Source organism: Cupriavidus sp. GW821-FHT07C08 (assembly GCF_059419025.1).
In genome coordinates this window covers 33,697-46,624 of the sequence record NZ_JBWKQZ010000009.1, presented here as the reverse complement: position 1 = coordinate 46,624, position 12,928 = coordinate 33,697, and the positions used below count along the sequence as shown (strand labels likewise).

Sequence of the window (12,928 nt, the reverse complement as noted above, 5' to 3'; positions counted from 1 at the left end):
GTTAGTCACGCGAACAACTTCTGCTGCCGGTTTGCTCCCCTCGCCCGCTTGCGAGAGAGGGGCCGGGGGAGAGGGCTGGCGCTGGCATACCGACAGCCTTTACTTCGTTGATGCACCGGCCCTCTCCCCCACCCCTCTCCCGCGGGCGGGAGAGGGGTGCGTGTGCCTGGGCTCGTGGTGCTGCAGATGGCGCCTTCAGGAATAAAGCTTCGCCACCCGCTCCAGCGGCACCGGCTTGATCCGCGAGGCCTGCCCGGCGCAGCCGAAGGCCTCGAAGCGCAGCTTGACCACGCTCCTCGCGCCCTTCTTGGCCGCCAGCAGCGCCTTGCGCGGATCGAACTCGCTGCGGTCGTCGGACAAGGACTTGCGGATCGCCCCGGTCATGGCCAGGCGGATGTCCGTATCGATATTCACCTTGCGCACCCCCATCTTGATGCCGCGCAGGATCTCCTCGACCGGCACGCCGTAGGTCTCCTTGATGTCGCCGCCGTACTGACGGATGATCTCCAGCCATTCCTGCGGCACCGAGCTGGAGCCGTGCATCACCAGGTGGGTATCAGGGATCTGCTCGTGGATCTCGCGGATGCGGTCCATCGCCAGGATGTCGCCGGTGGGCTTGCGCGAGAACTTGTAGGCGCCGTGGCTGGTGCCGATGGCAATCGCCAGCGCATCCACGCCGGTGCGGGCGACAAAGTCGCGCGCCTGGGCCGGGTCGGTCAGCATCATGTCATGCGACAGCGTGCCTTCCGCGCCCACGCCGTCCTCTTCGCCGGCCTGGCCGGTTTCAAGCGAGCCCAGGCAGCCCAGTTCGCCCTCAACCGACACGCCGATCGCATGCGCCATCTCGCACACGCGCCGCGTGACGTCGACGTTGTAGTCGTAGTCGGACGGGGTCTTCATGTCTTCGCGCAGCGAGCCGTCCATCATCACGCTGGTGAAGCCGGAGCGGATCGAGGCCTGGCAGATCGCCGGGCTGGAGCCGTGGTCCTGGTGCAGCACGATGGGAATGTCCGGATGCGTTTCGGCCGCGGCCAGCACCATATGGCGCAGGTAAGCCTCGCCGGCGTACTTGCGGGCGCCGGCCGAGGCCTGCAGGATGACCGGACTGTCGGTTTCCTGGGCCGCCTCCATGATGGCGTGGATCTGTTCCAGGTTATTGACGTTGAAGGCCGGCACGCCGTAGCCGAACTCTCCCGCGTGGTCCAGCAGCTGGCGCAAGGAAATGAGTGCCATGATGAAGCTCCTTTACTGATTGCAGAATCGGTGAGGTCGGGTTCAGGCGGCGGCGCGCTGTGCCAGCACGGCCAGCGCGGGCAGCGTCTTGCCTTCCAGGAATTCCAGGAACGCGCCGCCGCCCGTGGAGATGTAGCCCACGCGGTCGGCGATGCCGTACTTGGCAATGGCCGCCAGCGTGTCGCCGCCGCCGGCGATCGAGAACGCCTTCGATTCGGCGATGGCCTGGGCCAGCACCCTGGTGCCGTTGCCGAACTGGTCGAACTCGAACACGCCCACCGGGCCGTTCCAGACGATGGTGCCGGCGGCCTTGAGTTGCTCGGCCAGCATCGCTGCTGTCTTCGGGCCGATGTCCAGGATCATGTCGTCGTCGGCCACGTCCTTGACGTCCTTGACCGTGGCCGCGGCGGTGGCGCTGAATTCCTTGGCGCACACCACGTCGACCGGGATCGGCACCGAGGCGCCGCGGGCGGCCATGATGTCGATGATGGCCCTGGCATCGGCCAGCAGGTCGGGCTCGGCCAGCGACTTGCCGATCTTCAGGCCGGCGGCCAGCATGAAGGTATTGGCAATGCCGCCGCCGACGACCAGGTTGTCGACCTTGTCGGCCAGCGACTTCAGGATGGTCAGCTTGGTCGAGACCTTGGAGCCGGCCACGATTGCCACCAGCGGACGCGCCGGCTGGCCCAGCGCCTTGCCCAGCGCGTCGATCTCGGCGGCCAGCAGCGGGCCGGCGCAGGCGATGGGGGCGTACCTGGCGATGCCATGCGTGGTGGCTTCGGCACGGTGGGCGGTGCCGAAGGCGTCGTTGACGTAGACATCGCACAGCGCGGCCATCTTCTGCGCCAGTTCGTCGCTGTTCTTCTTCTCGCCCGTGTTCATGCGGCAGTTTTCCAGCAGCACCACCTGCCCGGGCGGCACCTGGAAGCCGCCCTCGGTCCATCCGGACAAGAGCGGCACCTGGCGGCCCAGCAGTTCCGACAGGCGGCGGCCCACCGGCGCCAGGCTGTGGCGCGGGTCGGGCGCCCCCTCCTGCGGCCGGCCCAGGTGCGAGGTGACCATCACCGCGGCGCCCGCCTGCAGGCAGGCCGCGATGGCAGGCACGGAAGCACGGATGCGGGTATCGTCGGTGATAGCGCCCGCTGCATCTTGCGGGACGTTGAGGTCGGCGCGGATAAAGACCCGCTTGCCAGCCAGTCCACCGGCTGCAAGCAGTGCGGCCAGCGTGTGCGGCGCCGCCGCGGGTTTCGGTTGCGGGTCCGTAGCATGGGATAGGCTCATTATGGCAACCTGCTAGCGTGCGTGGGCCAGCGCCACCGCGGTATCCAGCATGCGGTTGGAGAAGCCCCATTCGTTGTCATACCAGGCCGACACCTTGACCAGTGTGCCATTGACCTTGGTCAGGGTGGCATCGAAGGTGGACGACGCCGGCTTGTGGTTGAAGTCCACCGAGACCAGCGGCGCGGTGTTGTAGTCCAGGATGCCCTTGAGCTCGCCTTCAGCGGCGGCCTTCAGGATGCCGTTCACCTCCTCCACCGTGGTGGGCCGCGCCGCCACGAAGGACAGGTCGACCAGCGACACATTGATGGTCGGCACGCGCACGGCAAAGCCGTCGAGCCGGCCGTCCAGCTCAGGCATCACCAGTCCGACCGCGGCGGCGGCGCCGGTCTTGGTCGGGATCATCGACATGGTGGCCGAGCGCGCCCGGCGCAGGTCTTCGTGGTACACGTCGGTCAGCACCTGGTCGTTGGTGTAGGAGTGCACGGTGGTCATCAGGCCGTTCACCACGCCCAGCTTCTCGTGCAGCGGCTTGACCAGCGGCGCCAGGCAGTTGGTGGTGCACGAGGCGTTGGAGATCACCGTGTCGGTGGCCTTCAGCACGCCGTGGTTGACGCCGTAGACGATGGTGGCGTCCACGTCCTTGCCGCCGGGGGCGGAGATGATCACCTTCTTCGCGCCGCCCTTCAGGTGGGCCGAGGCCTTTTCCTTGCTGGTGAAGAGCCCGGTGCATTCCATCACCACGTCCACGCCCAGCTCGCCCCACGGCAGTTCGGCCGGGTTGCGCTGCGCCAGCACGCGGATGCGGTCGCCGTTGACGCGGAAGGCATCGCCGTCGACCGAAACCTCGCCCGGGAAGCGGCCGTGGACGGTGTCGTACTGGGTCAGGTGCGCATTGGTGGCCGCGTTGCCGAGGTCGTTGATGGCGACGATCTCGATATCGTGCCGCTTGCCGCCTTCATAGTGGGCGCGCAGCACATTGCGGCCGATGCGTCCGTAGCCGTTGATGGCAACCTTGATAGTCATGCTGTCTCCTTTACTTGTCTTGGTATCCTTGCCGGTCGCGCTGGCGCGCCGGCGCAACATCAGGCGACTGGCGCCAGCCGCGCCGGCGTCAGCAGCGCCGGCAATGCCTCCAGCGAATCGAGCAGCGCGTCGGCGCCCAGCGCCGCGGGCCCGCCGGGGCCGGCGTAGCCATAGCGCACCAGGCAGACCGGGATGCCGGCCGCGCGCGCCGCCGCCACGTCCACCGCCGAATCCCCCACCAGCACGCCCTGCGCCGTATCGACGTCGAGCAGGTTGCAGGCGTGGCGCAGCGGTTCGGGGTCCGGTTTCATCTGCGCGATCGAGTCGCCCGCCACCAGCACTTCCAGGTATTGCGACAACCCGGTCAGCGCCAGCAGCGGCACGGCCAGCGCACGCGGCTTGTTGGTGACGCAGGCAAGCCGGTAGCCTTGCCGCCTGAGCACCTCCAGTCCTGCCGCCACGCCCGGGAACACCGACCCGAGGCGGCCGTTGGTATCGGCATAGTGGCGGTGGAACATCGCCACGGCATCGGCAGCCTCAACCTGCGCCGCGAGCCCGGCGGTCTCGAGCACGCGCCGCACCAGGTTGGGCACCCCGCGGCCGATAAAGCCCGCAACGGTGTCAAACGGCAATGCCGGGCTGCCGAGGTCGGCCAGCATGCGGTTGGCGCCCTCGACGATGTCGGGGGCGCTGTCGACCAGCGTGCCATCCAGGTCGATCAGCACCGCGGTGCAGGGCATGGATGCGGTAGCCATCACGCCTCCTCCAGCAGCACGCGCGCGGCCGCGGCGACATGCGCCGGGGTCAGGCCGAAGTGCTGGTACAGCGCCTCGGCCGGAGCGGATTCGCCGAAGCTGTCGATGCCCAGCGCCAAGCCCTGCTCGCCCACCACGCCGCGCCAGAACCAGGTGCCGCCCGCCTCCACGCTGACGCGCGGCAGGCCCGGTGGCAGCACGGTGTCCCGGTACGCCACGTCCTGCGCGTAGAACAGTTCCACGCAAGGCATGGACACCACGCGCGCGGCGATGCCGGCATCGGCCAGGTCCAGCGCCGCGCGCATGGCGATTTCCACCTCGGAGCCGGTGGCGATCAGCACCACGCGCGGCGCCGGCACATCGCGCAGCACATAGCCGCCGCGCGCAATCTCCGCGCGCTGGGCCGCACTGCGCTCGAACGGAATCAGCGCCTGCCGCGACAGCACCAGGCAGCTCGGGCCATCCTCGCGCCGCAGCGCGGCCAGCCACGCATACGCGGTCTCGGCGCCGTCGCACGGGCGCCAGACCTGGTTGTTGGGGATCAGCCGCAGGCTGGCGGCGTGTTCCACCGGCTGGTGGGTGGGACCGTCCTCGCCGAGCCCGATCGAGTCATGGGTCAGCACGTGGACCACGCGCAGGCGCATCAGCGCCGCCATGCGGATGGCATTGCGCGAATAGTCCGAGAAGGTCATGAAGGTGCCGCCGTAGGGGATCAGCCCGCCATGCAGCGCAATGCCGTTCATGGCGGCGGCCATGCCGAACTCGCGCACGCCGTAGCTCACGTAGTTGCCATGCCCGGCGTGGTTGACCCAGACCGACGCCTTGACATTGGTCAGGTTGGAGCCGGTCAGGTCGGCCGAGCCGCCCAGCAGCTCTGGCAAGGCCGGCGTGAGCGACTCCAGGCACAGCTGAGATGCCTTGCGCGTGGCGATCTTGCCTTGCAGCGGCGACGGCGCATCCAGCAACGCCATCAGTTCGGCATCGAAGCCTTCCGGCAAGCGGCCCTTGACGCGGCGCACGAACTCTTCCGCCAGTTCGGGGTGGGCGGCGCAATAGCTGACGAAGCGCGCCTCCCATTCGGCCTCGCGCGCGGCGCCTTGCGCGCGGGCGTCCCAGGCATCGGCCACGTCCGCCGGCACGGTGAAAGGCTCGGCCTCCCAGCCCAGCGCCGTGCGCATGGCGGCGATCTCCGGCGCGCCCAGCGGGGCGCCATGCACATCGTGCCCGCCGGCCTTGGCCGGCGCGCCCTTGCCGATCACGGTGCGGCAGCAGATCAGCGTGGGCCGGTCGCCCTCGGCCTTGGCCTCGTGCAGCGCAGCGTCGATGGCCTGCACATCGTGCCCGTCGACGGCGATCACATGCCAGCCGTAGGCGGCAAAGCGCTTCGGCGTGTCGTCGGCAAACCAGCCGGCGACCTCGCCGTCGATGGAGATGCCGTTGTCGTCGTACAGGCAGATCAGCTTGCCCAGCCTGAGCGTTCCCGCCAGCGAGCAGGCCTCGTGGCTGAGCCCTTCCATCAGGCAGCCATCGCCAAGGAAGACGTAGGTGTGGTGGTCGACGATGTCGAAGCCGGGCCGGTTGAAGCTCGCGGCCAGCAGCTTCTCCGCCAGCGCCATGCCGACGGCATTGGCCAGGCCCTGCCCCAGCGGCCCGGTGGTGGTTTCCACGCCCGGCGTCACGCCAAGCTCCGGATGGCCGGGCGTGGCCGCGTGCAGCTGGCGGAACTGGCGCAGCTGCGACATCGGCAGGTCGTAGCCGGTCAGGTGCAGCAGCGCATACTGCAGCATGGAAGCATGGCCGTTGGACAGCACGAAGCGGTCACGGTCGGGCCAGGCTGGGTTGGCCGGGTTGTGGCGCAGGTGGCGCCGCCACAGCACTTCGGCCATCTCGGCCATGCCCATGGGGGCGCCGGGGTGGCCGGACTTGGCCTGCTCCACCGCGTCGGCGGCCAGGAAGCGCAGCGCATTGGCACAGCGCGCTGCGGAGTCGATGCGTTCTGGTGCGTTCATTCAGAGGATCCTCGCGAGTCGGCGTTTCACGGTCGGGTCCTTACAGTGCGGCGCGCTTGCGGCGCTCCATCATGCGCAGCACGAAGGGCGTGAAGATCAGCTGCATGGCCAGTTCCATCTTGCCGCCGGGCACCACGATGGTGTTGGCGCGCGACATGAAGGAATCGTGGATCATGCTCAGCAGGTACTGGAAGTCGATCCCCTTCGGGTTGGCAAAGCGGATCACCACCATGCTTTCATCGGGCGCGGGGATTTCGCGCGAGATAAAGGGGTTGGACGTATCCACGCACGGCACGCGCTGGAAGTTCACATGCGTGCGCGAGAACTGCGGGCAGATGTAGTTCACGTAGTCCGGCATGCGGCGCAGGATGGTGTCGGTCACGGCCTCAGTGGAATAACCGCGCTGCTTCTTGTCGCGCCAGAGCTTCTGGATCCATTCCAGGTTGATGACCGGCACCACGCCGATCAGCAGGTTGGGATACTGGGCGACATTGACCGAGTCGGTGACCACGCCGCCGTGCAGCCCTTCGTAGAACAGCAGTTCGGTATCGGCCGGCAACGGCTCCCACTGGGTGAAGGTGCCGGGTTCCTGCCCGAACGGCGCGGCCTCCTCCGTGCTATGCAGGTAGTGCCGGTGCATGCCCGTGCCGGTTTCGGCATAGGAGCGGAACAGGTTCTCCAGCTCGCCGAACAGGTTGTTCTCCTCGCCGAAGTGGCTGAAGTTCATATTGCCGGTGCGCTCGGCCTCGGCCATCTTGACCTTCATCTCGGCGCGGTCGTAGCGGTGGAAGCTGTCGCCTTCGATCACCACAGACTTCACGCCCTCGCGGCGGAAGATGTTCTCGAAGGTACGGGTCACCGACGTGGTACCGGCGCCCGAGGAGCCGGTGATGGCGATAATGGGATAACGTTCTGACATGGCCAGGCACCTCAGGCAGACGCGCGGAACAGGCTGCGCTCGTTGAACAGGGGACTCGGAAGGTCGGGATCGGTCTGGTCGGTGTGGTAGCCCTCGATCCGTTCCACTTCATTGCGCGAGCCGAAGATCACGCCAATGCGCTGGTGCAGCGCGCCCGGCGCCACCGACATCAGCGTCTGCCGGCCCGTGCTGGCGCGCCCGCCGGCCTGCTCCATCAGGAAGGCGATCGGATTGGCCTCGTACAGCAGGCGCAGGCGGCCCGGCTTGGCAGGATCCTTGGAGTCGCGCGGGTACATGAAGACGCCGCCGCGCATCAGGATGCGGTGCGCCTCGGCCACCATCGACGCGATCCAGCGCATATTGAAGTCCTTGCCGCGCGGCCCGCTCTTGCCGGCCATGCACTCGGAGATGTAGCGCTGCACCGGCGCTTCCCAGAAGCGGCTGTTCGACGCATTGATGGCAAATTCCTGGGTATCGGCCGGCACCCGCAGGTTGGGGTGCGTCAGGAAGAATTCCCCCAGGTTGGGATCGAGCGTGAAGCCGTTGACGCCGTTGCCCACGGTCAGCACCAGCATGGTGGTAGGACCGTAGAGCGCGTAGCCGGCCGCCACCTGGGCGCTGCCGGCCTGCAGGAAATCCTGCTCGGTCACGGCGCTTGAGCCTTCCGGGGCGCGCAGCACCGAGAAGATGCTGCCCACCGAGACATTGACGTCGATATTGGACGAGCCGTCGAGCGGATCGAACACCAGCAGGTACTTGCCGCGCGGGTAGTGTTCCGGGATCTGGTAAGGCGCCTCCATCTCCTCCGACGCCATGCCGGCCAGGTACCCGCCCCACTCGTTGACGCGCAGGAAGGTGGTATTGCTCAGCACGTCCAGCTTCTGCTGGATTTCGCCCTGCACGTTGACGGCCCCTGCTGCTCCGGCTTGATTGCTGGCCTTGCCGTGCAAGCCCCCCAGCGCACCGAAGGCAACCGCGCGCGCAATTTCCTTGCAGGCCATGGCGACGTTGAGAATCAGGCCGTTGAAGCCGCCGCTGGCATCCGGATAGCGGCGGCGTTCCTCGATCAGGAACTGCGTCAGGGTCATCCTTTGGACTTCAGGCATGACAGGTCTCCTATAGATTGGCTATGTGTTCTTGTGTGGTGCCGGTGCGGGTGGCCGCTATGTGACCGTGGCGGCCTCGCGCAAGCGGCGCAGGATGCTCCAGTAGCCGCCGTCGGCATCGGGCGCGCCGAACACGGCGCTGCCGGCCACGAAGGTGTCGGCGCCCGCGCGGGCGATTTCGGCAATGTTGTCGGCCTTGACGCCGCCGTCGATCTCCAGCCAGACCGGCCGCCCGCCGGCGTCCACCTGCCGGTCGATGCGCGCGCGTGCCTGGCGCACCTTGTCCAGCACGCCCGGAATGAAGGCCTGGCCGCCAAAGCCCGGGTTCACGCTCATCAGCAGCACCAGGTCGAGCTTGTCCAGCGTATGGTCCAGCCAGCCCAGCGGCGTCGCCGGGTTGAGCACCAGGCCGGCCTTGCAGCCGTGGTCGCGGATCAGGCCGATGGTGCGGTCGACATGGCGGCTCGCCTCCGGATGGAAGCTGATGATGTTGGCGCCGGCCTTGGCAAACAGCGGGATCAGCGCGTCGACCGGTTCCACCATCAGGTGCACGTCGATGGGGATGGAGACCAGCGGCCGGATCGCCTCGCACACCAGCGGGCCGATGGTCAGGTTGGGCACATAATGGTTGTCCATCACATCGAAGTGCACCAGGTCGGCGCCGCCGGCCTCGATCGCACACACCTCTTCGCCCAGGCGTGCGAAATCGGCCGACAGGATGGATGGCGCCAGGCGGATGGCACGCTGGCTGCCATGGCCGGTGTTGGTTTCAGTGGCATGCATGTCAGGTCGCCTCGATCAGGGTGCCGTGGTGCCAGGCGCGCAACGCGGCAAGGTCGGCCCAGCGGTGCGCCGCGCCGGGCACCTGCTGGGGCATAAGCTCGCCGGGATCGCCAAGATGCGGCAGCACCAGCAGCGCGCCCTCGAAGGAGTCCTGCCCGCTGAACGCGGTGGGCGTGACCACGGTGGGGATGCCGGCGGCCCGGGCGGCGCGCAGGCCGTTCGCCGAGTCCTCGATCGCCAGGCAGTCACCGCCTTGCAGGCCGAGCCGCTCCAGCACGGCCAGGTAGACATCGGGCGCCGGCTTCTTGATGGCCGTGGTGCCGGCGTCGCCGATGGCGGCAAAGCGCCGGCGCCAGTCCGCGCCAAGCGGCGCCTGCAGCAGCGCGTCGAGGTTGGCCGGCGTGGTGGTCGTGGCAATCGCGATCGGGAGCCCTGCCTCGCCGGCCTCGGCGATCAGGCGGGCAATGCCCGGGCGCAGCGGCAGGCCGCCCGCCCCCACGCGCTCGGCATAGTGGCGGGTCTTGATGGCGTGCACGGCGTCGATGGTTTCCTTCACCTTGCAGCCGCGGGCCTCTTCCGGATCGACCATGCGCCAGTAATGCAACAGGCGCTCCTTGCCGCCGGCCACCTTGAGCAGCCGCGTGTAGAGCGGCGCGTCCCAATGCCAGTCCAGGCCGACCTCGGCAAAGGCGGCATTGAAGGCTTGCAGGTGCGCGCTCTCGGTATCGGCCAGCGTGCCGTCGACATCGAAAATCAGGGCTTGCATGGCTTACTCCTTGGCCGGGGCCTGTGCGGCCTTCGAGAACACGCGGCTGGCCAGCAGGTCAGACGCCGTGATGGTGGTCAGGGTATGGTCGTCGACGACCGTGCCGGCATCGTCCAGCAGGCGCGAGGCATGGCGCAGCCGAGCGCGGTCCAGAGCATTGCGCACGCTGCGGGCATTGGCAAAGTGCGGCTGTGCCATGCGCCGGGCCAGGTAGTCGGCAAACACGGCCCGGCTCTGGTCGTCGAAGCGGTATTGCATCTCGGACAGCATCAGATCGGCGATCTGGCGCAGCTCGTCGAGCTGGTAGTCGGGGAAGTCGACATGGTGGGCAACGCGCGAGGACATGCCCGGGTTGGACTCGAAGAAGCGGTCCATGCGGTCCTTGTATCCGGCCAGGATCACCACCAGGTCGTCGCGGTTGTTCTCCATCACCTGCAGCAGGATCTCGATGGCCTCCTGGCCGTAGTCGCGCTCGTTCTCCGGGCGGTAGAGGTAGTAGGCCTCGTCGATGAAGAGCACCCCGCCCATGGCCTTCTTCAGGATCTCCTTGGTCTTGGGCGCGGTGTGGCCGATGTACTGGCCGACCAGGTCGTCGCGGGTCACCGCCACCAGGTGGCCACGGCGCACGTAGCCCAGCTGATGCAGGATCTGCGCCATGCGCATGGCCACGGTGGTCTTGCCGGTGCCGGGATTGCCGGTGAAGCACATATGCAGGCTGGGCGCACCGGCGCTGAAGCCGCGCGCGGCGCGCAGCTTGTCCACCAGCAGCAAGGCGGCAATATCGCGGATACGCGCTTTCACCGGCTTCAGTCCGATCAGCTCGCGGTCAAGCTGGGCCAGCAGCTCGGTGATGCCCGAGCTGGCCAGCGACTCGGCCAGGGATCCGGGCAACGATGCGGCCGGAGCGGCTGGCGGCTGCAGCGGTGCGGTCGTTTCAGGTGCGGACATGGCAGGCTCCGTGAGGATCATTCGAGCATCCGGCTCGAAGATTCGAGGCGCAGCTCCCCCTGGTGCGCGGCCTTGCGGCGGCGCAACCGTGGGATTGCACAGTCAGGAATTCGCCGGCGGCAGCGCCGCGCGGCGGCTCAACCGGCGCCGCTCAGTAGCGGCTGCCCTCGGGGCGTGCCTGCACGGCGTAGCTCTCGATCGAGTAGCGCATGGTGCGGCCGGGCTCTTCCTGGCGCACCAGGCGGAAACCGGGCTCGTCCGCAGGACGGTTGACGATGAACGACATCACCACCGACTCCACCGTATGCGTCGAGTCGAAAGCCGTGACGCGGATGTAGTGGTTGGGGAAGGTGCTGCGCGCGTTGTTGATCTCAAGCAGGATGCCGGCGGCATCGCGCAGGTCGAACATCGGCAGGCCGAACATCTCCCAGTAGGTATTGCGCGGATGCGGGTCGTCGGTGTACTCGATGCCGACCGCCCAGCCCTGGTTCAGGCAGTATTCAAGCTGGCTGGTGATCTGCGCGTCGGTGAGGTCGGGCAGGAAGGAAAAGGTGCCTTGAGTAATACGCATGATGTCCTCTCGTTCTTTGGGTTCGCTCGTCGTGCTGTGGTGGCGTCGCGCCAGGGCTCAGGCCACCGACGCGGTGGGCGCGAAGTCCGAGGTGTCGGTCGGCGTGTAGTTGAAGCTGATGTCGCCCCAGGTATCGAGCGCAGCCCGCAGCGGTCCGCACCAGCGCGCGGCATCGCGCAGGATCTCCGGCCCTTCGTTGAGGATGTCGCGGCCTTCGTTGCGCGCCAGCACCATCGCTTCCAGCGCAACGCGGTTGGCGGTGGCGCCGGCCTGGATGCCCTGCGGGTGGCCGATGGTGCCGCCGCCGAACTGCAGCACCACATCGTCGCCAAAGAGGTGGATCAGCTGGTGCATCTGGCCGGCATGGATGCCGCCGGAGGCCACCGGCATCACCTTGCGCAGCGAAGCCCAGTCCTGGTCAAAGAACAGCCCGCGCGACAGGTCGGTGTGGGTGTACGCATCGCGGCAGACGTTGTAGTAGCCCTGCACGGTCAGCGGGTCGCCTTCCAGCTTGCCCACCGCGGTGCCGGTGTGCATGTGGTCGACGCCGGCCAGGCGCAGCCATTTGGCAATCACGCGGAACGACACGCCGTGGTTCTTCTGCCGGGTGTAGGTGCCATGGCCCGCCCGGTGCAGGTGCAGGATCATGTCGTTCTGGCGGCACCAGTTGCTCATGGACTGGATACAGGTCCAGCCGACGATCAGGTCGATCATGATGATGACCGAGCCCAGCGACTTGGCGAACTCGGCACGCCGGTACATCTCTTCCATGGTGCCGGCGGTCACGTTGAGGTAGCTGCCCTTGACCTCGCCGGTGGCGGCCGAGGCCTTGTTGACCGCGTCCATCACGAACAGGAAGCGGTCGCGCCAGTGCATGAAGGGCTGCGAGTTGATGTTCTCGTCATCCTTCATGAAGTCCAGCCCGCCCTTCAGGCCCTCGTACACCACGCGGCCGTAGTTGCGGCCCGACAGGCCCAGCTTGGGCTTGGTGGTGGCGCCCAGCAGCGGGCGGCCGAACTTGTCCAGGCGCTCGCGCTCGACGATGATGCCGGTGGACGGGCCGGCGAAGGTCTTCACATAGGCCACCGGGAAGCGCATGTCTTCCAGGCGCGCCGCCTTGATCGGCTTGAAGCTGAAGACGTTGCCGATGATCGACGCGGTCAGGTTGGCGATCGAGCCTTCCTCGAACAGCGACAGGTCATAGGCCACATAGCAGAAGAACTGCTCGGGGTTGTTGGGCACCGGGTCGACCCGGTAGGCCTTGGCGCGATACATGTCGCAGGCGGTCAGGCGGTCGGTCCACACCACCGTCCAGGTGGCAGTGGACGATTCGCCGGCCACCGCGGCGGCGGCCTCGACCGGATCCACGCCGTCCTGCGGCGTGATGCGGAACAGCGCCAGCAGGTCGGTATCCTTGGGCTCGTAGTCGCCGTCCCAGTACCCCATTTCCTTGTACTTCATGACGCCGGCGTCGTAGCGCTTGCGCGGCTTGGCTTGGACCGATTCAGGTGCGTTCATGCTTGTCTCCTTGCGT

The 12,928-nt window shown here is 67.6% G+C and carries 12 protein-coding genes; all 12 read right to left on the bottom strand.

The window, feature by feature from the left end:
* Positions 1–195: 195 nt before the first annotated feature.
* Positions 196–1,233 carry a class II fructose-bisphosphate aldolase gene (gene fba / locus AC07UK_RS13835; protein WP_035820287.1) on the bottom strand — a complete coding sequence of 346 codons (1,038 nt, stop codon included), beginning with the start codon at positions 1,231–1,233 and terminating at the stop codon, positions 196–198.
* 42 nt (positions 1,234–1,275) lie between these two features.
* Positions 1,276–2,517, bottom strand: coding sequence for a phosphoglycerate kinase (locus AC07UK_RS13830; protein WP_494685813.1), 1,242 nt, complete (start codon positions 2,515–2,517; stop codon positions 1,276–1,278).
* Between the two features lie 9 nt (positions 2,518–2,526).
* Positions 2,527–3,537, bottom strand: a complete 1,011-nt coding sequence (gene gap, locus AC07UK_RS13825) for a type I glyceraldehyde-3-phosphate dehydrogenase (protein ID WP_494685783.1) — start codon at positions 3,535–3,537, stop codon at positions 2,527–2,529.
* Between the two features lie 59 nt (positions 3,538–3,596).
* A complete protein-coding gene (gene gph / locus AC07UK_RS13820) occupies positions 3,597–4,292 on the bottom strand; it encodes a phosphoglycolate phosphatase (protein ID WP_494685784.1) in 696 nt (231 codons plus the stop codon).
* Entirely contained in the window at positions 4,292–6,301 is a 2,010-nt protein-coding gene (gene tkt / locus AC07UK_RS13815) for a transketolase (RefSeq protein ID WP_494685785.1), read from the bottom strand. Before tkt ends, gph begins: the two co-directional genes overlap by 1 nt.
* Positions 6,302–6,341: 40 nt before the next feature.
* Complete coding sequence (locus AC07UK_RS13810) at positions 6,342–7,220, bottom strand: phosphoribulokinase (protein ID WP_494685786.1); 879 nt, start codon at positions 7,218–7,220, stop codon at positions 6,342–6,344.
* Positions 7,221–7,231: 11 nt separating this feature from the next.
* Complete coding sequence (locus tag AC07UK_RS13805; RefSeq protein WP_494685787.1) at positions 7,232–8,326, bottom strand: class 1 fructose-bisphosphatase; 1,095 nt, start codon at positions 8,324–8,326, stop codon at positions 7,232–7,234.
* Positions 8,327–8,383: 57 nt separating this feature from the next.
* A complete protein-coding gene (gene rpe / locus AC07UK_RS13800) occupies positions 8,384–9,109 on the bottom strand; it encodes a ribulose-phosphate 3-epimerase (RefSeq protein WP_114133659.1) in 726 nt (241 codons plus the stop codon).
* 1 nt (position 9,110) lies between these two features.
* Positions 9,111–9,875 carry an HAD family hydrolase gene (locus AC07UK_RS13795; RefSeq protein ID WP_494685788.1) on the bottom strand — a complete coding sequence of 255 codons (765 nt, stop codon included), beginning with the start codon at positions 9,873–9,875 and terminating at the stop codon, positions 9,111–9,113.
* A gap of 3 nt (positions 9,876–9,878) precedes the next feature.
* The gene (gene cbbX / locus AC07UK_RS13790) at positions 9,879–10,823 is read right to left on the bottom strand and encodes a CbbX protein (RefSeq protein ID WP_436223368.1); all 945 of its coding nucleotides are present in this window, start codon (positions 10,821–10,823) and stop codon (positions 9,879–9,881) included.
* 151 nt (positions 10,824–10,974) lie between these two features.
* Positions 10,975–11,394 (bottom strand): ribulose bisphosphate carboxylase small subunit, encoded by a 420-nt coding sequence (locus tag AC07UK_RS13785; RefSeq protein ID WP_010809290.1) that lies wholly within the window; start codon positions 11,392–11,394, stop codon positions 10,975–10,977.
* A gap of 57 nt (positions 11,395–11,451) precedes the next feature.
* The gene (locus AC07UK_RS13780) at positions 11,452–12,912 is read right to left on the bottom strand and encodes a form I ribulose bisphosphate carboxylase large subunit (RefSeq protein ID WP_035826739.1); all 1,461 of its coding nucleotides are present in this window, start codon (positions 12,910–12,912) and stop codon (positions 11,452–11,454) included.
* Positions 12,913–12,928: the final 16 nt, after the last annotated feature.